Source organism: Bacillus sp. FJAT-49711 (genome assembly GCF_018343715.1).
In the GTDB taxonomy this organism is placed as follows: domain Bacteria; phylum Bacillota; class Bacilli; order Bacillales; family Bacillaceae_C; genus Lederbergia.
Genome location: NZ_JAGYPL010000003.1, coordinates 44601 through 68353, shown reverse-complemented (window position 1 = coordinate 68353; position 23753 = coordinate 44601). Strand labels below are relative to the sequence as shown.

22 protein-coding genes and 1 pseudogene are annotated in these 23753 nt (G+C 37.7%); 13 read left to right on the top strand and 10 right to left on the bottom strand.

What is annotated here, in order from left to right:
- Positions 1 to 9 precede the first annotated feature (9 nt).
- On the bottom strand, positions 10 to 411 hold the full coding sequence (locus KHA96_RS14370) for a GNAT family N-acetyltransferase (protein WP_249315625.1): 402 nt from the start codon (positions 409 to 411) through the stop codon (positions 10 to 12).
- Between the two features lie 144 nt (positions 412 to 555).
- Between KHA96_RS14370 and KHA96_RS14365 the strand changes: the two genes are divergently transcribed.
- A complete protein-coding gene (locus tag KHA96_RS14365; RefSeq protein WP_213130031.1) occupies positions 556 to 1470 on the top strand; it encodes an aminoglycoside phosphotransferase family protein in 915 nt (304 codons plus the stop codon).
- A 159-nt stretch (positions 1471 to 1629) separates the two neighbouring features.
- Here the strand turns inward: KHA96_RS14365 and KHA96_RS14360 are convergent, their stop codons facing one another.
- The 4 genes from KHA96_RS14360 to KHA96_RS14345 all read right to left on the bottom strand — a co-directional run bounded on the left by KHA96_RS14360 (position 1630) and on the right by KHA96_RS14345 (position 5656).
- Positions 1630 to 2598 carry an NAD(P)-dependent alcohol dehydrogenase gene (locus KHA96_RS14360; RefSeq protein WP_213130030.1) on the bottom strand — a complete coding sequence of 323 codons (969 nt, stop codon included), beginning with the start codon at positions 2596 to 2598 and terminating at the stop codon, positions 1630 to 1632.
- A gap of 228 nt (positions 2599 to 2826) precedes the next feature.
- Positions 2827 to 3414 (bottom strand): Crp/Fnr family transcriptional regulator, encoded by a 588-nt coding sequence (locus KHA96_RS14355; RefSeq protein ID WP_213130029.1) that lies wholly within the window; start codon positions 3412 to 3414, stop codon positions 2827 to 2829.
- A 265-nt stretch (positions 3415 to 3679) separates the two neighbouring features.
- On the bottom strand, positions 3680 to 4555 hold the full coding sequence (locus KHA96_RS14350) for an NAD-dependent epimerase/dehydratase family protein (RefSeq protein WP_213130028.1): 876 nt from the start codon (positions 4553 to 4555) through the stop codon (positions 3680 to 3682).
- A gap of 24 nt (positions 4556 to 4579) precedes the next feature.
- Positions 4580 to 5656, bottom strand: coding sequence for a CdaR family transcriptional regulator (locus tag KHA96_RS14345; RefSeq protein WP_213130027.1), 1077 nt, complete (start codon positions 5654 to 5656; stop codon positions 4580 to 4582).
- A gap of 210 nt (positions 5657 to 5866) precedes the next feature.
- Here KHA96_RS14345 and KHA96_RS14340 point away from each other — a divergent pair, with 210 nt between their 5' ends.
- The 9 genes from KHA96_RS14340 to KHA96_RS14300 all read left to right on the top strand — a co-directional run bounded on the left by KHA96_RS14340 (position 5867) and on the right by KHA96_RS14300 (position 15006).
- Positions 5867 to 7006 (top strand): glycerate kinase, encoded by a 1140-nt coding sequence (locus KHA96_RS14340; protein WP_213130611.1) that lies wholly within the window; start codon positions 5867 to 5869, stop codon positions 7004 to 7006.
- 118 nt (positions 7007 to 7124) lie between these two features.
- A complete protein-coding gene (locus KHA96_RS14335; protein ID WP_213130026.1) occupies positions 7125 to 7823 on the top strand; it encodes a rhomboid family intramembrane serine protease in 699 nt (232 codons plus the stop codon).
- 63 nt (positions 7824 to 7886) lie between these two features.
- Complete coding sequence (locus tag KHA96_RS14330; RefSeq protein WP_213130025.1) at positions 7887 to 8495, top strand: transglutaminase-like domain-containing protein; 609 nt, start codon at positions 7887 to 7889, stop codon at positions 8493 to 8495.
- 78 nt (positions 8496 to 8573) lie between these two features.
- The gene (locus KHA96_RS14325; RefSeq protein ID WP_213130024.1) at positions 8574 to 9710 is read left to right on the top strand and encodes a DUF4362 domain-containing protein; all 1137 of its coding nucleotides are present in this window, start codon (positions 8574 to 8576) and stop codon (positions 9708 to 9710) included.
- 58 nt (positions 9711 to 9768) lie between these two features.
- Entirely contained in the window at positions 9769 to 10983 is a 1215-nt protein-coding gene (locus KHA96_RS14320; protein ID WP_213130023.1) for a translocation protein TolB, read from the top strand.
- Positions 10984 to 11116: 133 nt separating this feature from the next.
- Positions 11117 to 11941: an ATP-dependent sacrificial sulfur transferase LarE gene (larE, locus tag KHA96_RS14315; protein WP_213130022.1), complete on the top strand. Its 825-nt coding sequence runs from the start codon at positions 11117 to 11119 to the stop codon at positions 11939 to 11941.
- On the top strand, positions 11938 to 12747 hold the full coding sequence (larB, locus tag KHA96_RS14310) for a nickel pincer cofactor biosynthesis protein LarB (RefSeq protein ID WP_213130021.1): 810 nt from the start codon (positions 11938 to 11940) through the stop codon (positions 12745 to 12747). Before larE ends, larB begins: the two co-directional genes overlap by 4 nt.
- Positions 12744 to 14210: a nickel pincer cofactor biosynthesis protein LarC gene (gene larC / locus KHA96_RS14305; RefSeq protein WP_213130020.1), complete on the top strand. Its 1467-nt coding sequence runs from the start codon at positions 12744 to 12746 to the stop codon at positions 14208 to 14210. Before larB ends, larC begins: the two co-directional genes overlap by 4 nt.
- Positions 14211 to 14487: 277 nt before the next feature.
- On the top strand, positions 14488 to 15006 hold the full coding sequence (locus KHA96_RS14300; RefSeq protein WP_213130019.1) for a hypothetical protein: 519 nt from the start codon (positions 14488 to 14490) through the stop codon (positions 15004 to 15006).
- 320 nt (positions 15007 to 15326) lie between these two features.
- On the opposite strand, the gene KHA96_RS14295 is transcribed toward KHA96_RS14300, so the two are convergent.
- Positions 15327 to 16562 (bottom strand): ATP-grasp domain-containing protein, encoded by a 1236-nt coding sequence (locus tag KHA96_RS14295; RefSeq protein WP_213130018.1) that lies wholly within the window; start codon positions 16560 to 16562, stop codon positions 15327 to 15329.
- Positions 16563 to 17005: 443 nt separating this feature from the next.
- On the opposite strand from KHA96_RS14295, the gene KHA96_RS14290 reads away from it, so the two are divergent.
- The 3 genes and pseudogenes from KHA96_RS14290 to tnpB all read left to right on the top strand — a co-directional run bounded on the left by KHA96_RS14290 (position 17006) and on the right by tnpB (position 18924).
- Positions 17006 to 17242 (top strand): zinc ribbon domain-containing protein, encoded by a 237-nt coding sequence (locus tag KHA96_RS14290; RefSeq protein ID WP_213130017.1) that lies wholly within the window; start codon positions 17006 to 17008, stop codon positions 17240 to 17242.
- A gap of 99 nt (positions 17243 to 17341) precedes the next feature.
- A pseudogene (tnpA, locus tag KHA96_RS14285) lies at positions 17342 to 17744 on the top strand (IS200/IS605 family transposase).
- Between the two features lie 7 nt (positions 17745 to 17751).
- Entirely contained in the window at positions 17752 to 18924 is a 1173-nt protein-coding gene (tnpB, locus tag KHA96_RS14280; protein WP_213130016.1) for an IS200/IS605 family element RNA-guided endonuclease TnpB, read from the top strand.
- Positions 18925 to 19088: 164 nt separating this feature from the next.
- Here the strand turns inward: tnpB and KHA96_RS14275 are convergent, their stop codons facing one another.
- The 4 genes from KHA96_RS14275 to KHA96_RS14260 are packed head-to-tail and all read right to left on the bottom strand — an operon-like array spanning position 19089 to position 23580.
- Positions 19089 to 20633 (bottom strand): hydantoinase/oxoprolinase family protein, encoded by a 1545-nt coding sequence (locus KHA96_RS14275; protein ID WP_213130015.1) that lies wholly within the window; start codon positions 20631 to 20633, stop codon positions 19089 to 19091.
- On the bottom strand, positions 20630 to 21724 hold the full coding sequence (locus tag KHA96_RS14270; protein ID WP_213130014.1) for a DUF917 domain-containing protein: 1095 nt from the start codon (positions 21722 to 21724) through the stop codon (positions 20630 to 20632). The genes KHA96_RS14275 and KHA96_RS14270 overlap by 4 nt, the downstream gene beginning before the upstream one ends.
- 1 nt (position 21725) lies before the next feature.
- The gene (locus tag KHA96_RS14265) at positions 21726 to 23003 is read right to left on the bottom strand and encodes a cytosine permease (RefSeq protein ID WP_213130013.1); all 1278 of its coding nucleotides are present in this window, start codon (positions 23001 to 23003) and stop codon (positions 21726 to 21728) included.
- Complete coding sequence (locus tag KHA96_RS14260) at positions 22993 to 23580, bottom strand: TetR/AcrR family transcriptional regulator (RefSeq protein WP_213130012.1); 588 nt, start codon at positions 23578 to 23580, stop codon at positions 22993 to 22995. The genes KHA96_RS14265 and KHA96_RS14260 overlap by 11 nt, the downstream gene beginning before the upstream one ends.
- Positions 23581 to 23753 lie beyond the last annotated feature (173 nt).

The window sequence follows — 23753 nt, the reverse complement described above, 5'->3', positions numbered from 1 at the left end:
TTAAATATCTTATCTCATTCTAGAAATCTTAAATCCATTTTGTACTGTTTCAAAACCAACTTTTGGATAGTATTTCATTGCGGATGGTGAGGATAAAAGTAATAAGGATACTTCTTCGCCAATATGTTCCTTCAGCAATCTTATAAGCTCATTGCCTATTCCGCTTTTTTGATAATCCTGACTCACTGCTAAATCGGATAGATAGCAACAATAACTATAATCTGTAATAGCTCTAGCAATCCCAACAAGTCTATCTTTATCCCAAGCCGTTAAAATAATATCTGAATTATCTATCATCCGTTGTAGCCGGTTTAAATCATTCGTTGGTCTTTTTATACCCGAAGAAATAAATAATTGAGAGAGCTCCTCCGCGTTAATATTTGTACCTTCTTTATATCTAATATTTAACAAACGTCTCCCCCCTATAATAAAATAAATAATATCACATTCATGTAGTAATAATAGAGGAGAAATGGCTATAAGTGAAGAAAATCTATAACGAATACAATTAGCAGCACCAAAAATACGAGTAGAGTTAATCTTTTAGGGGGCAAAATGTTAAGTTATAGGTTTAAACAAGAAGAAATCGAAAAGATCATCAATCATTTTGGAAAAGCTTTTTACGAAGAAGTTTTGAGAAATATAGATGTATATTCTAAGAGATGGTCGTTAACTACTTTTCAATTTATTCCTTCCTACTCTGCGAACATCGTTTTTACATGTCGATCGGAAAAGTTTGGAGATGTTGTATTGAAATTAGGTAATCCACAAGCAAGAGAAATTTTTACTGAATTCAATGCATTAAATGAATACGATGGGAAAAGATTTTGTAGAGTTTTTGAGGCTGATATTGAAAAGGGTGTCATATTAGAAGAATGGATAAAGCCGGGAATTCCTTTAAGGGATGTGGATTCCCTCGAAAAAAGGCTTTCTGTATTTTCGTCTCTTTATAAAGATTTGCATATTAAAGCTATCAAACCTGAAATATATCCTACTTATGTAGAGTGGGTTGATAAAATAGCGGCCTACATGAGCCAGCGTCAAGATTTTCATGAACTATATGTGTATATGAAAAAAGCACAAGATACATGCCATTCATTGTCCAGTATATACACCCAAAAGATGTTGCTTCATGGTGATTTTCACCATGATAATATTTTGCTATGTTCAGATGGTAAGTATAAAATTATTGATCCAAAAGGAGTAGTAGGGGATCCGATTTTTGATGTGCCGCGCTTTATATTAAATGAATTTGGTGATGACATAACTCCGGAACTGCATGTGACAATAAACGATATCATCAATTTCTTAGAAAAAAGTCTAGACATACCAAATGAAATAATAAGGAAATGCTTGTTTGTTGAAACAGCAATGGGGATTTGCTGGTGTGTGGAAGATGGCTCAACTCCTGAGGAATACGAGGGTTTAGTGAAGACTGTTGCTTTTGCAGAAGCAATTTTGAATAATTAGTGAGAAAAATCCTGATTGTTAGATATGTAGTTCGATAACGTGGAGAAAAATCTATAATTACAGGTTTAATCATATGAATTAGCACATAAAAAAAAAGCTTGAGAAAAATTTCAAGCTTTTTGACTTAAATGTGGTAAAACTTTAATTCAAAGCACTTCGTTATACAGTAATTATAACTTTACCTTGAGCGTGACCTCCCTGAAAATATTTGAATGCTTCAGGTACTTCACTTAACTTATACCGTTTATCAATTATTGGTTTTATTTTACTAGTCTCAAGTAATTCTTTTACATGATTTAAGTCTTTTTGGTTTGCTCTCTGTAACAGATTACTTATTTTCTTGTTTCCGGCTATTGAAATAAAAGGTCCAAGAAATAATGTTTGAAAATATTGGGATTCGGAACCTCCTACGTGAACAAAATGCCCATTTGGTTTTAGTACACGTTTATAAGCTGATATGGAATTGGAACCGTTCACACCCAGAATCAAATCGTAACGCTCTTCATCTTTGGTGAAATCATCTTTTGTATAATCAATGATATGGTCGACTCCTATTGAACGTAATATCTTTATATTTCTTGTACTACATACACCTGTTACTTCAGCGCCAAATGATTTGGCGATTTGTACCGCGAAAGTACCGACACCACCAGATGCCCCATAAATTAATACCTTTTGTCCCGATTTAATCTTACCTTTATCACGTAATCCCTGTAAGGCAGTCACGCTTGCCATAGGTGTTGCGGCAGCTTCCTCAAAGGAGATATTGGTTGGCTTTAAGGCTATAGCATGTTCGGGAACTGCTGCATATTCAGCTAAACCGCCCCAACCACAACAAGAGAGGTCGCCAAATACTTTATCACCTACTTGAAATAACTTAATGTCTTTACCAACAGCTTCAACTGTACCAGCTATGTCACCTCCTGGAATAGAGTATTTTGGTCTCGTTAGTCCGAAGGCAAAACGGGCTAAGAAAGGTTTGCCCTTCAAAAGTACCAAATTACCAAAGTTTAAGGATGCTGTATGAACCTTTACCAATACTTGATTATCGGTAGGTAAGGGTTTTTTGATCTCTTTTAATTCAAGTACATCGGGTGAACCATATTTATCACAAATTATTGCTTTCATATAAACCCCTCCAAATTCACAACTCCTAGATTTAATTTTAATCATAACAAGGTGATAAAAACCTTTCATTGACTTAAGTTAATTTCTAGAGACTTTAGAGTTTTTGTATGGTGGTTATTACAAAAGTGTAAGTGTGGAATATAGTTCAATGATGTTTGGTGAGTTAGCCTTCGGTAAATTGTTGCTGCTAAGAGGCTAGAAGATTGCAAAATGTGGATAAGATCTATTTTAAAATTTATTTTTTTTAATTCGCTTTTTTATTCTACTTAATGACTCGGGAGCAATTCCAAGATAACTAGCCAATTGATGCTGTGGTACACGGTCAACTAACTGGGGACGTTTCCTTAAAACGGATTCGTAGCGTCCTTCTGGAGAAGAATTGATAAATTCTCCGAATTGCTCTTGTATTTCACCAAGGTTTATCTCCATCATTTTGCGTATCATTGTTTCCAGTTGTGGGTATTTATTAAACATCGTTTTTTCAGAATCAACATCGCCAACAACTAATAGGCAGTCTTCGACACACACTAATGAATACTTTGACAATTCACCATGGGTCTGGTCATTGATAATTGGAATAGCTTGTTCTTCAGTAAAAAAATTTGATGTAACCTCATTACCTAATTCATCTATAAAAAACTGCTTAACACATCCCATTAATACGAAATAACATTTAACGGTGGAAAGTTCTCCTTGTCTAAGAAGGTATTTTCCTTTTTTATATTCATCGATTCGTAAACTTTCAGAGATTGCGCGCTGTTCATCTTCGCTGATTAAAGTAAAATCAGACATATATTTCAGGAGCACTTTATTCAATGTTACCGCCCTTTCTAATTAAGGTAATTTAAGTGATTCTTAATAGTTTTAACATTTTTATCCATATCCTTTTTCCTTTTTAGATAAAGTTACAATTGAAATAGCACCTGAATTATCACGATGACAATAGATATTATCAAAATGTTATTTCGGGTGCTATTTGCGATTCTATTCTAGGTGTATTTTCTTTAAGAACAATAAAGCAGTATTACTATTTTTCTCCAAGAAAACGGATCTACTTATTGTTAAAACGGTATTTTTTCATTCAAACTATTTTATTGCAATGTTCAATTAATCCAGGAAGCCAGTCAGATAAGTTACTAAACTCGTAGCCTAGTTCGGTGGCTTTTGAATTATCCATTGTCCAAGTTTTTTCAATTCCATAAGGTGAACGGTTTTCATCCACCAGATTTGTCGTCAATACAGCATTTTTTCCTGTTTTGGATTCAATTAGCTTCATTAAATCGGCCAATTGAATGTCTCCATTTGCACATGCATTGACTGGTCCTGTAAAATCTTGTATTCCTATCCATGCAAGAAACTCACCAGCTTCGCGGGCAGAAATAAAGTTGAGATGGGCGTTGGGATTGGGCATCCCGATTTCTTCTCCGTTTTTTATTTTCCTTACATGAAAAAGCAGACGCTCGGTATAATCTTCTTCACCTAAAACAATCGGGATGCGCACTGCTACAGCGGGAAGTTCTTTCTTGGAAAATAGGGAAGTTTCGGCAAGCTTTTTTCCTTCTCCATACGATACATCTTGGCTTTTAACGACATTTAGCGGATATCTATATGGATTGAATGCGTCTTCAGAAAGATTATACCCATATTCATAAACGGACATGGAAGAGGTGAAAACAAACTTACCTACTTTATCTTTCAACGCTTCATACGCAATATTGATATCTTCTGATGAGTATCCAATTTGGTCATAAACAACATCAAAGTATAATCCCTCACAGGCTGTTTGCAAAGATTTCATGTCATATCGGTCAGCAATAATATGTTTTACTTTATCTCCAAATGGGTTTCCACTTTTACCTCTAGTAGCAATCGTCACATTGACACCTTTAGAAAGCAAGGAATGGACAAGCTCCTTACCGAAAAAACGAGTTCCTCCTAATACTAATGCTGATTTCATTTTGTGTTGCCTCCTTTTATTTTTTTATGTATCACTTAACCACATTCCCATTTGTAAGGCAAAAGCGTCTTTAAAGTTTTGTGGATCATAGCCGCTTTCCTCTTTTATTTTATTGAGTCTATAAATCAATGTGTTTCGATGAATGAATAGTTTTTCCGCTGTTTCTTTAATGTTAAAATTGCAGTCAAAAAAAGCTTGTAATGTTTCGAGGTGATTTTTAATACTGCCCTGTAGGATTCTATTAGAAAAGGGTTCACCAAGTTTGCGATCAATTTGATGTATAAGTGCCTTTGGTTCAATGTCTGTATAGGAAACGATTTTAGTTGAGTCATCACTTATTGAAAGGGCCATCTCACATTCTTTATAACCTCTAGCAATATTTTCTAGATTATGAATTTGTGAACTATAAGCAAGCCTAATTCCTAGGTTCTTTTTTATCAAATCTTTATATAGCGTGGAAAGCTTTTCTTCTCCTTGAGTAAATGTGCCATCGGTGAGGATTAATATCATTTTATTAGTATTAATGAAGCCTGTCATTCCTTTTTTGATAATATCTTCCGCATCATTTATAAGTGTTTGGCTGGAAAATGAGTGATCGGAAATATCTATCAATGAGATTATGAATGGACCTTCGAGATGAATGTTTAGAAGACCTAGCCATCGATTCACGTATTCGTAATTTGGGTCTTGTTTTAATAGCTCTTCAATCGTCATCTCTTTCATTCTTTGTCGCCATTCCGTTTGGGAGGCAATGTATGATTGCTTCACCAATAGTTCAGCCATCATTTTAACGAGGCCGGCTCTGTTTCCAATTGTTTCAGGATTTCCCGTTATGCCGATAACGGCTACGATTTGATTTTGAAAAGTAATAGGTAAATTAATTCCCGGCTTTGTACCTCTTAATTGCTTTTTATTTTTTAGAGTTATTTCAAATGTCTGTCCACTTTTAATGACCTCTAATGCACCCTCATGAATACTATATAGTCGTGATGAATCTCCAGAGGCGATAATAATTCCTTTTTCGTTCATAATGTTAATGTTTAAGTCTAGGACTTTTGAAGTCTCTTTTACGAGCATTTCAGCCATTTCATGGGTAATCATTTTGATTCTCCTTTGTGCAAAAGTGACATTTTTCGACTTATTATACAGAATAGATAGGCGGATTTTTGGTCAATATGTACAAATATTTGGTGTTTTCTTCTTGTTAAATTGTATTGTACTGATAAAGTAATTTTTAATCAATATGATTATAATTGAATGAAATTTAATTAAAGGAAGAATCCTTCCTAAATAAATAAGGAGATGATCATCATAAAAATTGTTATTGCACCAGATTCGTTTAAAGGCAGTTTATCCGCGAAGGATGCTGCTTTAGCGATTGAAAAAGGAATAAAAAATGCTTTCCCAAATGCCGAAACGGTGTTAATTCCAGTAGCAGATGGAGGGGAAGGTACACTAGAAACGTTAATAACTTCAACAAGTGGTCAAAAGGTATATAAAAAAGTAACGGGTCCCCATGGAAAAGAGGTGGATGCCTATTTCGGAGTACTTGGAGACCAAACGACGTGTGTGATCGAAATGGCTGTTGCTTCCGGCCTTAATTTGATTGCAGATTGTGAAAGAAATCCAATGTTAGCGACTACATATGGAACAGGAGAATTAATTAAATCAGCATTGGATAAAGGTTATCGCAATTTTGTTCTTGCGATAGGCGGTTCGGCAACGAATGATGGCGGAGTAGGCATGCTTCAAGCACTTGGGATGAGGTTTAATGATAAGGATGGAAATGAAATAGGTTTTGGCGGCGGTGAATTAGGAAAAATTCACGATATTTCAACTGAATATTTCGATCAAAGAATAAAAGAAAGCAGATTTCTAATTGCCTCGGATGTTGAAAACCCTTTAGTAGGTGAAAAAGGTGCTTCTTATGTTTTTGGTCCACAAAAAGGCGCAACAGATGAGATGGTAAAAATCTTAGACAAGAATCTTTTACACTATGCCAATCTTGTAGAAAAAGCAGCTGGAGTAAGGTTGCATGACATGCCAGGTGCGGGAGCAGCGGGAGGAATAGGTGGAGCTTTTTTAGCATTTTTTTCTTCCAATATGAAAAGAGGAATAGAAGTTGTTTTGGAGTATGCTAAATTTGATGAAGCGCTGAATGGAGCAGATTTAGTGATCACAGGCGAAGGAAAAGTGGACTTTCAAACGGTGTATGGAAAAACGCCAATGGGAGTTGCTCAGGCATCCCAGAAGGAGAATATACCTACTATTATACTCGCGGGTTCAGTTGGGGAGAATATACAAAATCTATATCAATACGGCGTCGTAGGTGTTTTTAGCATTATTAATCAACCAATGTCTCTAGAAATGGCCCTGAGAGAAGCGGGAATTTTGCTAGAGAGGGCATCAGAACAAATATGCAGAATGTATTATTGGAACTATTTAAATTAATGTAGGAGAACATAAAATCATTTTGGTAAACATACAAGTTCGGGAAGCTAGTAGAATATGCGGACAAGCTGCATTTTTTATGGCCAGCATAAACTGAATGCGGAAGAAGGTATTTTTGATGTTTAGACCCAATAAGTATTTCTTTCCAATGACGAGTGGTGTCATTGCAGTTACTTCTGTAATGACGATTCTTCAGTTTGTTTTTCCCGAAATTTTATTTAGTCTTCGTCGCGATCCCATTAATTTTGCAAATGGGGAGTGGTGGAGAATCATAACACCATTGCTAGTCCATTCTGATGGATGGATACAGTATTTATTTAATATAGTGTGCATTGCATTTTTAGGAATTGTAGTAGAGAGGTTATACGGCAAAATTCAGTTTCTTACGCTTTATCTAGCAGGCGGGGTTATGGGGGAAATCATAGGCTATGCTGGTTGGGATCCTTATGGGGCCGGAGCATCTGTAGGCTTTTGCGGGCTTTTAGGAGGTCTGGTCGTAGCGATGCTTCGCCGGAAAAGGCGCGTACATCCGATCTTTGCTATTGCAGGTCTGTACATTGTAGTTGGTTTAGTTGGTTATGCAAGTGGACAAATATACGTAACAGTAAGTCTGTACGTAGCCACAGCTTTCCTAATCTCAATTTTCGCAAGGAGAAATAACCGGTTGAGCTTCATTTCTAGTTTAGTTTGTTTAGTGGGTGCATTGATCCTTTTAGTATTTCGTGATATTCATGGAGTAGCCATTCTAGCCGGAGTGAGTGCGGCGTTTATCTTGATTTTGATGCGAGAATATCCTAATCGACAAAATGAGGTGTAGTGCCTTAAAAAGATGAAGATAAAAAAGTCCGAATGACAATTTCGAATAGGAAGGAGCAATTATTTGGAACTTTTAGCTGAATCAACAGATCTAAATGACTATTTGAAAGAAACAAATATTATTAACTTTTCTCATCCACTAATTAAAGAAATTATTACCGAATTATTTAACGAGGAACAGTCGGAAATGGAAAAGGTTAAGATTGCTTACACATTTGTAAGAGACGAAATATCACATTCCTGGGATATACAAAGTACAAGAGTTACGTGCAAATCCTTCGACGTACTTAAATACAGAGAAGGTATATGTTACGCAAAATCAAATTTATTGGCTGCTTTACTAAGGTCGCATGGAATACCTACAGGTTTTTGTTATCAACGATTAATGATTTTCGATACACCAGATAAGGGATATTCGCTTCATACATTAAATGGAGTATTTCTTAGTTCATTGAATAGATGGGTTCGGTTAGATGCTCGTGGAAATAAGCCCGGAGTTCAAGCTGAATTCTCAATCGATGAAGAGATTTTGGCATTTTCGGTCCAAAAGAATTTCGACGAACAAGATTATCCCATTATTTATACAGAACCAAATCCTAAAACTATTGCTGTTTTGGAAAAGAACACAAATGCTATTGAAATGTATAAATATAATCTGCCAGATGCATTGTAACATAGAACCCGAACCCTAGCTTTAGTATGAGCCTATGGGTTTAAGCGTACATATCCTCTGAATGGTGTGAAAATATTGATGAAAAATCTGATGTTTATTAATCTACTAATCTTATTAATTTTTACTTTAGCCGCATGTAATACAAGCAAAGGTGAAAAGATGAATAGTGCTAGTACAGCGAGTGGATTTAAAGATAGTACCAAGCTATCTGTCAAAGGAGTAAAGAATGTAGATGTCCTGAATAGCCATGGAAGCATTGAGGGATTGGAAAGAATGAAGGGTTTCTATGACAATATTCAGAATGGTGTTTCTTCTGATTTGCGAATTGTTCATTACACAATTGAGGGGGACCCAATTGTTAAAGATCTAGCATATAATGGAGAATATCTTGAAGTGAAATATGATAGCACTCGGGATGCATTTGGAAGCGGGGAAATAACAACCGATCGCTGTGGTAATATGATTGAGGAAGTAAATCCTACCAACACCTCCTATATCGCGGTCGACTGTAAAAAAGGATTTAAAGGAATGGACGAGATCTTGAAAATTAGTTACAACATGAGTCAACAGGATTTATTTGAATTTCAACTGCAATATGGGATGGACAAGGAAAACGAAATTAATACGAAAACTAATACGGTAAAAAAGGACTCAAAGGAAAATGACTTGAACCTACCAGCAAGTGTTAAACAAGAAGTGTATAAAAAATTGGTTTTTGCGAACTACTTGGCTGAAATAGATTTTAATACGTCGTGTCCCTCTAAGGAAGTGAAGAACTATAATTTAATGGTTTATATAAACGGAGGCGACCGTGAATTTAGTTGGTCTACTTGTGATCGAAGTTCTGATGGGATCAAATTTACGGAAATAGCAGAATATATAATTCAACAATCTGAAAAAAAGCATAATGAAAATCCCGAAGTGACGGTTCAAGGATATGTGCTTCAAGTGAAAGATAATACTCTGTTAATCGGTGAAGATCTTAATATAATAGATTATGAATGGCTAAAAGATGAAATAGATGAGATAGACTTTGATGCTTATATTTTCAACTTTATCATCTTGGAAAATGTACAGTCAGAGAAGTATAAGATAGGCGATAAAATTCAAGCAACAATAAAAGGAAAAATAGAGGACTCCAAGCCGGGAAAAGCAACAGCGAAGAATATAAAAAAACAGTGGATTCCACAAAAAATTAAAAAAGTTAAGCACTAATTATTGTAGCGAATTCCCACGATTAATCAGGACAACCTAAAAGTAGGAGGGATTAATCGTGGGAATTCGTATTTTTTTACTGCTTGTCTTTATCTATCTTCTTTTGCCAACATTGGCTAGTGCAGAAGTTCCACTCACAGCTGCTTTTATCCGTGATCACCAGCTATGGATCAAGAAGGGAGATCAAGAAATACAAATCACAAAGAACCGATATGTTTATTCTCCGAAATGGTCCTATGACGGGCGCTTCATTGCTTATATTGATGGTGATGAGCAAGGGGAAAAATCAAGTTTATTCATTTATGATACGAAGGAAAATGAAAGCTACCAGCCTTATATAAGAGTGGAAACGTCGGATTTTAAATGGTCTCCAATAAAAAATCAATTGGCTTACAACGATCAAGGATTATTAAATGTCACGAAAATGAAGAACGATCGCCCACATGGATTTGAAAATGTTGCATTAGGGGTTAGCGGCTTTGAGTGGTTTCCAAACGGAAAAGATTTTATTGTTTCTTCACTATCTGCATTACGCCCTACGGGATGGGGGCCGATTCCACTTTTTAAAGTTCCGGTCGATGCAAATCTCAATGCTGATAAAATGAAGCCATTTTATACGATACAAACGAATACATCAGATCTGTTTGCAATTGATGCGGATTATTTTAAGTGGAGTTTCGATGGGAAATGGGTTAGTTTTATAGCGATTCCTACCGCTTCTTTTGCAATGGATAGTAACACATTATGTGTTCTTTCATCACAAGGAGAAAAATTCCAAGAGATAGGGAAAATGCTTTGGCATAAAGACTGGTTTAAGTGGGCTCCCTCAGCCAATCAACTTGCATACATATCAGGTGAAGGAAGATTTTTCGTTGACAACAAGAACACTGCGATTGTGGATATACCTACCTATAAGCACCAGAAGGAATATACACCTAAAGGTTTTGTAGACCTTGATTTGGAATGGTTCTCTTCAGATGAGGTAATTGTCGCCCGGGCAAAAGAGAATAAGGAATGGAAGGTAGGCCCTGTTCCAACGATGTTTACAGCACTTTATGCAATCAATATAAGATCAAAAGAACAACAACAAATCTCGTTCCCAACAAAGGATGAACTAGACGCAGATCCCCAAGTTGTCAGACCTCATCTTACTTGGCTTCGTAAAAACACGGAGAAGAATACAGCTGATATCTGGATAAAAGATGGTCTAAATGGTGATGAGCATATATGGATTAAGAATGCAGATGGTGCTCCAAAGTTCTTAAAACAGTAATAAACTCTCCTGTTCTGAAATTAGAACGGGTTTTATTCATTTAGATGCTAAACATGGTCTCTTTTCATGATTTAATGATAAAATCAGAATGAACGATTATTGCAAATATTTAAAGAAGCGTGGGAGGATGCGTATGGATCCTATTTTATATGAAAAAAAGCAAAATCTTATTAAGATTTTACGAGATATGGAAAATGTATTAGTTGCTTTTTCAGGTGGAGTAGATAGTACATTTCTCTTAGCCATTGCAAAGGAAGCCCTTGGTGATAAGCTATTATCCGTAACAGCCGCGTCCGACACCTTTCCGGATCGTGAATTTCAGTTGGCGAAAAGTCTTGCCGCGGAGCTTCAAGTCCAGCATATTGAAACGCGGGTCAATGAACTGGCAGATGCTGAATTTGTAAAAAATGATTCAAACCGTTGTTTTCATTGTAAAAACGGATTATATAATCATCTTCTTGAATTAGTGACGGAGTTCGGTGATCGCTACACGATTGTTGATGGATCGATTATGGATGATCTAGGAGAGCATCGGCCAGGTATGCAAGCTGCAAGAGCATTAGGTGTTCGCAGTCCACTACAAGAAGCGAATTTTTATAAAGAAGAAATAAGAACGCTTTCAAAAGAAATGGACTTGAGAACGTGGAACAAGCCATCTTTTGCATGTCTTTCTTCAAGAATTCCATATGGAACGATAATCACGAAAGAAAAAATCAATCAGTTGGATTTAGCGGAGGATTTTCTACTTGGCCTTGGATTATATCAAGTTCGTGTTCGTCATCACGATCAAATTGCTAGAATCGAAGTGGATCAACAAGATATGAAAAAGGTAATCGACTTACACGAAAAAATTGTTCGAGCATTAAAGACATTCGGCTTTTCCTATGTGACCCTTGATTTACAAGGATACCGATCAGGAAGTATGAATGAAGTTTTAAAAGAGAAGGCGTCTATATGAAGAACTCAATGGAACATATTTTAGAAGCTGTACGAAACGGCGAACTTTCCGTTCAAGATGCGATGGAAAAACTGAAACCCCAAGAAGAATTGGGTTATGCCACACTGGACTTGCAGAGAGAGGCGAGAACGGGGTTCCCGGAAGTTATATATGGAGAAGGCAAGACGAGTGAACAAATTTTGGGGATTTTTTCTAAGCTGATGGAACACCATGATAAAGTATTGGCAACAAGAGTTAGCTTTGAAAAAGCTACTTTTGTATTGGAAAAACTGCGCTCAAAGTACCCTGATCAAACTTTTTATTATCACGAATCGGCACGTACCTTTCACTGGATTCATACGAAATTCCAAGAGAAATGGAAACAAGGCTATATTGCAGTTGTCTGTGCGGGAACTTCCGATCTAGCTATTGCTGAGGAAGCGGCCATTACCGCTGAGCTAATGGGAAATAAAGTGGAGCGAATTTATGATATTGGTGTTGCAGGTATTCATCGATTGTTAAATAAGGCATGTTTAATAGAAAATGCAAACGTTGTTATTGTCGTGGCTGGAATGGAAGGGGCATTGGCAAGTGTTGTTGGCGGACTTGTATCCAAGCCTGTCATTGCCGTTCCGACTAGCGTTGGATATGGAGCTAGTTTGAACGGGATAGCAGCACTTCTTGCTATGCTTAGCAGCTGTGCAAGTGGAGTTTCAGTAGTAAACATAGATAATGGTTTTGGGGCAGGCTATTTTGCTGCGACCTTAACAAATACGATAGAAGCAGCAGTTGAAAAGGCGTTTACGGGGAAGGGAGAAATCAGATGAAAGCTTTATATATAGATTGTTTTTCAGGGATTAGCGGCGATATGATGGTAGGTGCTTTGATTGATGCTGGAGCGTCTCCTGAAAAAATTGAAAGGGAATTACAGAAGATCAATGTATCTGGTTATGAAATTAAGTGCACGAGGGTCGTAAAAGAGGGAATTAGTTCGATAAAATTTGATGTAATCCTTGATGAAGAACATTCCCATGATCATGACCATCATCACCATGAACACACACATCACCATGATGGACATTCACATGACGAACACGATCATCATTCACATGAAGATCATCATCATACGAATGACGGGAACATACATCATCATCACGATCACCATCATGAACATGGCCACGGCCACACAAATCATGTGCATCACCACGAACACAGTCATGATAACGGGCATCATCACCATGATCGTGGCGATTCGCATCACGGACACCACCATAATAGCCACGACCATTCACACGGCGGGCACCATCATCATCACAGTCGATATGCGGATATCGTTAAGCTTATTGATAATTCGGAGCTAACTTCCCGGGTGAAGGAACGGAGCAAACAAATTTTTGCACCAATTGCGAAGTCAGAGTCAAAAATACATAATATGTCGATTGAGGATGTCCATTTTCATGAAGTGGGAGCAGTCGATTCAATTGTAGATATAATTGCAACTGCCATCGCTTTAGAAGAATTAGAAATTGAAAGAATTATTACGTCCCATGTGCCATTAGGGTCAGGGGAAATCCGTATATCCCACGGTGTATATCCCGTTCCGGCACCAGCTACACTCGACATGATGAAAAATGTCCCGATAGCACCAAGCGATTTACCTTACGAATTAACAACGCCGACGGGAGCTGGAATAATTGTCAGCCAATCAGATTCCTTCGGGACAATGCCGGCAATGAAAATATCCTCGATCGGTTATGGTGCTGGTACAAGGAATATTCCAGGCCGTCCGAATGTATTAAGAGTGATGGTTGGCGAATTATTAGAGGGAAATGGAAATGAACATATCGTTGGAAAACAAGAAACGATTACAATACTCGAATGTCATATGGATGATATGACGGGTGAGGCTTTCGGCTATACAATGGAAAAGTTACTGAACGAAGGAGCACTTGATGTTTATTACACACCTATAAGTATGAAAAAAAATCGCCCAGGAACATTGATCACTGTCCTTGCACCGGAGCACCTTGAGGCAAAACTGACTGAAATCTTATTTAATGAAACGACAACACTAGGTGTTCGAAAAAATACGTGGTTTCGCAGTATTTTAGATCGGAAAATAACAACTGCTGAAACACCATTTGGCCAAATCAGAATTAAACAGGCCATAAGAAAAGGAGAGGTTATTAGGGAAGTTCCAGAATATGAAGATGTGAAAAAAGCAGCTTTGAAATATGGTGTCTCTTTTCAAGAAGTGTACAACTCTGCATTAAGAACAATATTTAATTAGAAAAACTTTGCCAATAGAAATACAACCCCGCAGGTTTGCGGGGATTTTGCTATATTGTGTCTTAAACATTTACTCGTTTATATTTACTTTTTTATCTCGTATAAAGCATGCGATCTTGCTTGATAACAGAAGGACCTTGCTAAATACCCCATTCCATCTTTATAAGATAGTATTTTAATTGAGTGTAGAGACTCGCTTTATATAGTTTTTTCGCTGAAACTATTTAGGTCCCCGAACGTAAAAAATATACTGAGATTGCTTTGATCGGGGGGACAGTATGAGATGTGTAATTTGTGAAAAAGAATTCCAGGTAGCTCTATCAGTAAGTGCTGTTCATCAATATGCGAAGTGTTGTTCTCAAGGATGCTTTGACACTTTGCTGGAGGAGAAACGTCTGGAGTCAGCAAAGAAGGAAGAAAAGATTGAATGGAAAATGCTATTATTTACTCCTGTAATAATGGCGTTTTGTATATTGTATTACATATATATACCTACTTCTTTAACGACAGAGGGACACTTGCTTTATGACCTTATATACAAGGTGATGGGTGTCGAGTCAAATGAGGGGGCAGTAATGATTTTTGATATTACAGTTCATCCTGTAACGATTGGGCTGCTGTTTATTGCAGGTATTTTGGTTGGATCTAGTTGGGCGAAGTCGAAAAAGATTTTCATAAATAAAGTTTCTACGTTTTTGACAATGATATTTTTAGTACCTGTCTTTATTCCTGCGGTTACAATTATAGCGACAATTTTTGTGTTTAAGAAAATAATGAAGATGGCCCGAAATAAATAGTTGCAGTTATGTCAAACGTATTGAATTAAATAAGAGTGTATATGAGTTTTCTATCACCTAGTTTGTAGCTGAAAACGACTTGGATCATAAAGGTATTGGCATGAAAGAAGTTCCGAAACAGAAAAAGTAAAAAAACAGCTTTGGAGTATGGTGTATCTTTTTAGAAGATATAGTCCTGTATTATAATGGATGAAGAAAGAGTTAATCAAAGAGTGGCTGAAGCTAAAGGCATTTTGCTGTTTTAGCTTCAGATACATTCTTTTGAAAAAGGCAAGCGACTTAAAAAGATAAAACATTGGCTAATTTTGTAGTTCTCTGCTCTACTCTTTTAAAAATAGGCTGTCCTTTTCCATTTCCTTAAGGATCTTTTCTACTTCTAATGCAGAATGACCGATACATAGTCCAACGACCTTAGAAGTCTTTTTTTCTATTGAAAAATAAGAAGCGTCCAATAAGCTTAGTGGTACAAATTGCTCTCTTAAAAGGTACTTTTCGACAATAGAGAGCAGTTGGTCAAAATTGCCGTTCCATTCAAGGTTTGTAAGCCGTACTGTTTTCTTGCCGTAATTTTGATAAATATCCCTGCAGAGTAAGAGCCCGCAGGTGGAAGCATTAAAGCGGATATTTAGATCGATAAAATAATAGTTTTCATCGCTTATAAGCACATCGAAACCCGCAACACCAATGTAGCCCTTCTCTGCCAATTTTCCCATGACTTTATATCCCGTTCTGACGATGGGAGCCATATATTCTTCCTTCTCAATTGTAATCCAGCTCCCCTGAAAGTAGCCGTCCTTGTTCACCATTTGTTCTGATTTGCCAAGAAAGCTAATTTTCCCTTCCTTGTCTACAAAATAATGGACAGATACGTTTTTCTCATTAGGAATGAATTCCTCAACAATAAGATTTGATAAATCCCCAAATTCATTTCCTAGTTCATGAAGCTGCTTCTCCTCTGTTACAAGCAAAACACCATATCCTCCTGAGGTAGGGCGGCCATCACCTGTTTTCAAAACGAAAGGCAATTTCGGCATCCTTTGCATAATTTCCTTAATACTCATCATTTTTCTTTTAGGTACATGTTCTACCGGAACTATATGTGGGATACTCCGTTTATCACACAAATAAGTGAGAATCTTGGGATCCACCCAAAATAGTTCAGACGATGCTACATGGTTAGGGTGAGGATATTGGAAAATTAATTTCTTGTGATTGTGTTGCAGATGAGACAACAATGCTAAGTATTCGTCTTCTGTTCGGTAGGTATAAAGCTTGTTTGGAATATGCAGCCCAGCTTTTTCAAGCAACCGTAATGCAGGTTTTGTAGCTGTTGCTTCATGACAAATAACCGGTGTATCTTCGACAACGGTCATCTCTCTGCCGGTCAACGCTTCTAAGCTCAGTATATCTTTTGAAAAATGCTGATAGTCCTCCGAATATAACTTTGAATTGTAAATGAATCCATCACCATAAATGTTATGAATGGAAATGGATGGGCGGAGCGGTGCCATCTTTTTGTCTTTTCTTGAAGTAATTGGAATTGTCATATCTTCCATTTCAGCCCCTCCTTAATGTTAAATCAAACATTAATACTAATAACTATAAAAAATCATACCTAAAAAGAGAGTTGTATTTGTGAAATTACTATATCCCGTTTCGGGATCTGTCAAACCAACAGTAAAAATATGTGGATTGTTATCAAGAAGGAAAACACAACCCCATATTAGTTAAATAAAAAAGTATTTGGCACCACCTTCGCCAAATACTACGATAGCCACACTCGCTATCCAACCTATTAATCTGTGATTATATATAAATCGATTCATAATATAATTTCCCTTTCCTCCTTAAAATAAACTGATTCATTATATACACGCTAACCACTATTTCTAATCCCGATGAATCCAATATTTCTTTTTGATACCTCCCCACCGAAACCTTTTCAAAGTTTCACCGTATTAATATACAAAAAACGGGATGGTTGGAGAGGAGAACAAATATGCCTGGCAAAGGGTGTATAAAATGTGGAAGTAATGATGCAGGAACAAAGGATGTCGCCATGACTGGAACGGGATTATCTAAAATGTTTGATATTCAACACAATCAATTCACTGTTGTATTTTGTAAAAATTGTGGTTACTCCGAGTTTTATGATATAGCCGAGAACACTTGTGATTTCAATCATGAGATGAGTCGGCTTCCATCGGGCGTGTCTCATGTCACGTTAACGATTTGACATATGCAAAAATACAAAGTGTATATAGACCATGTATAATCGTAACTCAATCACAAAAAGGTGCTAACATATGGTACACTGATATCTGAGGTGACTGATATGGCAGAAATAAAAAAAGCAAGAGGATATGTATACACGATCCAATATCATCTTGTATGGTGTGTAATATATCGTCATAAAGTATTGGTAAACCATGTTGAAGTAAGGTTAAAAGAACTTCTTCATAAGATTGCAGCGGATAATGGTTTTACTATATTGGACATAGAGAGCGATCAAGATCATCTTCATCTCTTAGTAGACTGCACTCCCCAACATTCTATCCCACCGATAGTCAAGGCATTTAAAAGGAGTTTCAGCTAGATTGCTATTTAAAGAGTTCCCTGAGTTAAAAGGGACACTCTGGGGTGGTCATCTCTGGAACCCTTCTTATTTTGTCGCAACCGTTAGCGAACAGACAGAAACCCAGATTCGGCAATACATTCAAAATCAGAAGGTGAGGTGAGCATCCTTTGATCGTGAACAAAGCCTATAAGTTCAGAATCTATCCCACTAAAACACAAGAAGTCCTAATCGCCAAAACCATCGGTTGCTGCCGATTTGTTTACAATTATTTTGTAGGAAAACAAAAAGGGAAAGATGCCTATTGGCATATGGTTGAGGAAATGGTTCAAAACGGACAACTCCCTAGGAACAACTGGAAAGGAGAATTCTTCCACAAAAACAAGTCGATTAAAGCTCTTCCAGAGTTGAAGAAACACTATCCATTCTTGAAAGAAATAGACAGCATCGCCCTGCAAAAATCAGTTGAAATCGTCCATGAAGCCTATAGAAGATATTACAAAAAGCAAAATGATGAGCCTCGCTTTAAGTCAAAAAGAAATCCCGTTCAATCCTACACAACGAAATATGTAAATGGAAATATTGCCGTGTTGGGCAAACATATAAAACTCCCAAAACTGGGACTTGTACGCTTTGCGGAAAGTCGAGAAGTTCATGGGCGAATCATCAATGCCACCATCCGGCGGAACCCTGCTGGTAAATATTTTGTTTCCATTCTTGTTGAAGTGGATATACAGCCCCTACTCAAAACAGGTTCATCTATAGGGGTCGATGTTGGATTAAAAGATTTTGCCACTCTATCAGATGGAACCGTATACAAAAATCCAACGTTTTTTCGCGCGTTAGAGGAAAAGTTAGCCAACGCCCAACGCGTCCTATCCAGGCGACAAGTAGGCTCCACCAATTGGCATAAACAACGAGTGAAAGTCGCCAAGATCCATGAAAAAATCACGAATTCACGGCAGAATATGCTGCATAAAATCTCCACCCATCTTGTCAAAAACCACGACTTGATTGGGATGGAAGATTTAGCTGTAAAAAAGATGCTTAAAAATGTCCATCTTGCAAAGGCAATCAGTGAAGTATCGTGGTCACAATTCAGAACGATGTTGGAATATAAAGCAAAATGGTACGGAAAACAAGTAGTCTTTGTTGCAAGGAATTTTGCTTCCAGTCAACTTTGTTCTCGTTGTGGTCATAAACATAAAGCCGTTAAGGATCTTGCGTTGCGTGAGTGGACTTGCCCATCATGCGAATGCCTTCATCAACGTGATCTTAACGCAAGTATCAATCTTCGCAATGAAGCATTGCGATTAACCGCAGGAACTGTGGGGATAGCCTAATCCATTAGAAGCCAATGGGTTTCTGTACCTAGGAATCTTACGACTTTAGCCGTGAGAGGTTCAAAATAAGCAGTCATCTACAGGATTAAATATCCTCGATTTATTTTTTGGTTAAATAAAAAAACGGGGCGTCATCATTACGCAAATGATGACGCCCCGTATTTCTATACAAAAAGTGGTCCTGCAGCTTTCACCCTTACAAGGATAGCGTTTCCTGGCAGATAAGCGAGAGGAAAATCTTCTAATTGGATAATGTCAATTTTGTCTCGGTTAGCTCCAGCATCAATCGCAGTTTGAATCGCTTCCGCTTTAGCTTCTTCTAAAATTTCTTGATGACTTCGGTTTTCAAGCGTGTAAATTCTTTCTACCGTCCCGCTAATATCACCAAGTGCCGCGCCAATGGCATTTGCGACACTTGCGTGTTCAGGACGAATGACTCGACTAGCCCCTTTTAATGTTTCAGGCATGAGTGCTGCGCCGCCTCCAACTAAAACAACTGGAAGATCTTCGGAGCTAGTTTTCATACGATCAATTGCGTTTTCAACCATGCTCACGAAGTCGGGATAAATCTTATCGCATGGAGTATCGGCAACTCGTGTAACATCCGTATTTTCAATCTCCATATACCCAGCGCCAATCGCAACATCCGTTGTTGTCAATTCATCGCCGCCAAACACAAGTGCCTTTTCAGTCAATTGATATCCGACACTTTCAGGTCCAATTTTCCATGAATCTCCTTCAAGAAATACACGAGTTCCGCCGCCGAAACCGATGGAGTAAATATCCGGCATCCTGTAGTTTGTTCTGACGCCGCCTACTTCTACAGCTAATGAAGTTTGACGTGGGAAACTATTAGATAAAACACCAATATCCGTCGTTGTACCACCAATATCCACAACAATCGCATTCGGCTCTTGGGATAAGTGTGCTGCACCTCTAATCGAGTTAGTTGGTCCACAAGCAATTGTGAAAATAGGGTACTTCTGGGCAAAACTATTCGTCATTAATGTACCGTCATTTTGTCCGAGATAAATGCTTGCGTTGATTCCCTCGTCGTTTAATGCTCGTTCAAAACCTTTTGTCACATGGCTAATGGTAGACATTAAAGCGGCATTTAAAATAGTCGCATTTTCTCTTTCAATCAACCCAATTGTCCCAATTTCACTAGATAAAGAAATTGGAATACCTGACAATTCTTTTTCGAAGAAGGCTGCAACTTCTTTTTCTTGATCACCCAAAACAGGAGAAAATACACCTGAAATTGCGATGGAATCAACTTTTCCGCGAAATTGTTCTGCAACTTGGTTTAATTCATCAAAGTTAAGCTGAGAAATCGGTGACCCGTTAAATTCATATCCTCCGTGGACAAGCACTGTCACGGCTTCAAGCTTCTCAACTAAATCTTCCGGCCAGCCTAATAGTGGAGGAACCGTTGATCCAGAGGGTAAACAAATTCGGACGATCCCAACTTTGTTTAAAGCTTTTCTTTCAACAATCGCATTCGTGCAATGAGTTGTCCCTAGTGTCGCTACTTTTATTTCATCAGCATTGATATGTGTTGTTTCCAAAAGTGCTTTGATAGTTTTTTGGATTCCAGTGAAAATATCTTTTGTTGTTGCTGTTTTGGAACTTCCAAGTACTTTATTTTCGCTATTTAAAATGACGCCATCAGTATTCGTTCCGCCTACATCTATTCCGAGTCTAATCATTTGGATGAATGCTCCTTTACTAGTGTTTCTAGAGGAATATAATCGTATGGGTATTTGAAATAACGCGGCCCGGCCGTTTCAATCCCAATCGGAGTACGCCATTTTTCATGTGAAGGGAAAGCGACGATGACCGCTCTGGCGCCATACTTCAATCCTTCCGTCGTAATCGGCATTCCTGTTTCCTCATCCAACACGGCAATTAAATCCGGTGCCATCGCAATTGGTTTTCCGTCCACTTCTGCAAGAAGATGCTCGTTTTGGAAGAACAACGTGCAGGACTGATTTGCATTTTCATCAATACCTTCAAAATGGGCTTCACCACGAGTAAAACCACCTTGAATTCCACGCTCTATATGCATGGCTTTTCCTTTGAAAAGCTTAAATCCGCCGAGAATATCCAACATCTGAACGATAGGGTGAACAGAAGCGGTCCGCTGTTCTTTCAAAAGTGCACCGATTTGTCTAGCTAATGATAACGTTCCAGGGATGACGCTTTTCTTCGCTTGCTTTCCAGAAATTCCGTAATCACAAACAATAGAGGATCCACCCATTGAAATTGTTACATTTCTAGATAACTTTTCACTCCAATATCCATCTGCAGGTTCAATTGTTACTGTATTTCCTTGTTCGTCCGCAATTGTCACAAATTCCGGCTTTAATCCATCTAAATGGAAGGTAACCATCTGCGCTTCAGGAAAAGCTCGTCCCATCGCATCTCCGTCTAAAATGGGAATGCCGTTCATAGCAGCTACCGCAACAGGGATGAGTGAATTAACTCCACCAATTTCAATCGGCATTACAACATCTGTTTTCTTACCAGTTACTTTTTCAAAAGCTTTTAAAGGAGCGGCCAATTGTTCAAATGAAGGGATTTTTTCAACTAAAACGCTTGGCGAACCCATTCCTGATGCAGGAAGCACCCATTGGTCATCTGTTAATTCGTCAACAGTAATCACTTGTACAGGACCATATTTTTTAATGGCAGAGAGAGCCATCATTTTTCCGATATACGGATCTCCTCCGCCGCCCGTTCCAAGAACCGCGGCGCCGATAGCAATATTCTCAATATCTTCTTCATTCAACCACTTCATGTTAGATCGCACCTTTCTGTCCACGTTGTTTAAAGATTAGTATGAAAATTGCTTGGAAGATAAATGCAATTACAAAGCTGTCCAAGGATGGGATCGTTGTAAACGTGAAAAGCTCCAGACCTATTGGGGCTTCTGTTGTAAACCAGCTGATCAATGTACCAAGAGCCCAAGCCGTTAACGGCAGGAATTTAAATGCTTTGTCGTTTAAAGTATCAAAAAGCTTTGCTCCGCCAATATAGTAATAGGCTGTATAAACTCCACCAATCGGAGCGATAAACAATGTCATGATGCTTAAGAAATTAATAAAATAATCATAAATTCCAAGTACAGCGAGAAATGTTCCAATTAAACCTGCAATTAAGGTAAGGACTGCTTTATTTGTACGAGTAAAAATGACAGAAAGACTTAATCCGGAAGAATAAGCATTGCTCGTATTTGTTGTCCATTGTGCAAGAATGAGTACTAATATTCCTGGTATTCCTAGTCCGACTGTAATCATAATCGTCGTTAAACTGCTTTCGTCCATAATTCTAGATAAAATCATTGCTACAATAATCATGAAGCTATTTCCGAAGAAGAAGCCAAAGAAGGAAGCTAACACGGCATCTTTCTTTGTTTTTGCCCATCTGGAGACGTCTGGAGAAATGACTGCCCCTGTTACAAAAATACTAATAACAAGAGAAATCGCCATACCAAATGAAAATACATTATCGACAGGTGCTTTTAGCTCACTAAGACCAAATTGTTTAATAGCTAAAATAACAGCTAAAATAACAAGAATTAATAGTAAAGGGACGGACCAAGAGCTAAGTTTTTCAATCGCACGGTATCCAATAATGGCGGTCGTCATCATTAAGATCCCGCCAATCCCAGCAAGCAGTGGCATAGGAAGTTCTAAACCCAATGCCCCTTTAATCGCTGCAGATGCGTTCTCAGCGAAAAATCCGGCTTGAACTCCAAACCAGCCCAATAATGAAATTGCGATAAAGAAGGAAACAAATTTTGCTCCGGAAATTCCGAATGTAAACCTCGAAATCATCGAAGTGGAAAGTCCCGTAACGGCACCTACGTAAGCACAAAAAGCTGCGAGTACTCCCAATATGGCAGACCCGATTATGACTGACAGCAACGCGTCATTAAAATTCATTCCATTTCCAAGCTCTGCCCCAAATAGCATGGCAGATAAGTCAATTCCTACTGCAATCCAGACGAGACTGATGGATAACCATTTTTTTCTTTCACTCTCAGGGACTGCTTCTCTTGCGTAATCATTTTGCATTTTTATTTCCCCCTAATAATATCTCTAAAATGTGTAAAGCTTGTTCAATTTGCATAGACAATTCGTCATCATCGTATAAATTAATTTCCCAAAAAATTCCGTCCAGTAATAAAATAAATTGTCTTGTTAAGTTAATCGTTTCTTTATCAGATATTTCGGGAAAGTCCCGTTTAATTAGGTGATGTAAAGATTCGATCATCCACGTGTCAAACTTAATCATATGATCATGAAGGAATTTTTTAATTTCTGCCGGTGGAGATGTGACGAGTGAAATATACGCATTCGTTTCATTCATATTGCTCTTATGGTATTCGACTGTCCCTTTCATTAACGTTGCGAAAATGACCAAGACTGGTTTTTCGCGTACTTCCTCCAAAATAGTTTGCATGCGTACGAAATGACTTTCCAATAACTTTTGAAACGCTGCTGCGAATAACGATTCTTTGTTTTTATAGAAAAAGTAAATGGAGGCGGGTTTGATTCCAACCTCTTTTGCAATTTTCTCCATCGTCGCCCCATGATAGTTATGTAGCGAATACTGATGAATCGCCGCTTCCAAAATTTTGTCTTTAGTCAAAATATTCACCACCTAATAATCATTAGGTAAATAATAAAACATGTTTTCTCCTAAATCAAGTACATTTTTATTCATATAAAAGTATATTTATAATCACCAATACATTTTCCATCTTGTTTCATCTTGTTGAATGCGCATACATACTGTATGATTTTGGTAATGAGATTGAGCGG

Bases quoted from the DNA above. Each gene is read 5' to 3' on its own strand.
- KHA96_RS14295 (WP_213130018.1), bottom strand. From the start codon at position 16,562: ATGGAAGATATGACAATTCCAATTACTTCAAGAAAAGACAAAAAGATG.
- larB (WP_213130021.1), top strand. From the start codon at position 11,938: ATGAAGAACTCAATGGAACATATTTTAGAAGCTGTACGAAACGGCGAA.
- KHA96_RS14300 (WP_213130019.1), top strand. From the start codon at position 14,488: ATGAGATGTGTAATTTGTGAAAAAGAATTCCAGGTAGCTCTATCAGTA.
- KHA96_RS14335 (WP_213130026.1), top strand. From the start codon at position 7,125: ATGTTTAGACCCAATAAGTATTTCTTTCCAATGACGAGTGGTGTCATT.
- KHA96_RS14360 (WP_213130030.1), bottom strand. From the start codon at position 2,598: ATGAAAGCAATAATTTGTGATAAATATGGTTCACCCGATGTACTTGAA.
- KHA96_RS14275 (WP_213130015.1), bottom strand. From the start codon at position 20,633: ATGATTAGACTCGGAATAGATGTAGGCGGAACGAATACTGATGGCGTC.
- KHA96_RS14345 (WP_213130027.1), bottom strand. From the start codon at position 5,656: ATGATTACCCATGAAATGGCTGAAATGCTCGTAAAAGAGACTTCAAAA.
- KHA96_RS14270 (WP_213130014.1), bottom strand. From the start codon at position 21,724: ATGAAGTGGTTGAATGAAGAAGATATTGAGAATATTGCTATCGGCGCC.
- larC (WP_213130020.1), top strand. From the start codon at position 12,744: ATGAAAGCTTTATATATAGATTGTTTTTCAGGGATTAGCGGCGATATG.
- KHA96_RS14325 (WP_213130024.1), top strand. From the start codon at position 8,574: ATGAAAAATCTGATGTTTATTAATCTACTAATCTTATTAATTTTTACT.
- larE (WP_213130022.1), top strand. From the start codon at position 11,117: ATGGATCCTATTTTATATGAAAAAAAGCAAAATCTTATTAAGATTTTA.
- KHA96_RS14290 (WP_213130017.1), top strand. From the start codon at position 17,006: ATGCCTGGCAAAGGGTGTATAAAATGTGGAAGTAATGATGCAGGAACA.
- KHA96_RS14350 (WP_213130028.1), bottom strand. From the start codon at position 4,555: ATGAAATCAGCATTAGTATTAGGAGGAACTCGTTTTTTCGGTAAGGAG.
- KHA96_RS14265 (WP_213130013.1), bottom strand. From the start codon at position 23,003: ATGCAAAATGATTACGCAAGAGAAGCAGTCCCTGAGAGTGAAAGAAAA.
- KHA96_RS14365 (WP_213130031.1), top strand. From the start codon at position 556: ATGTTAAGTTATAGGTTTAAACAAGAAGAAATCGAAAAGATCATCAAT.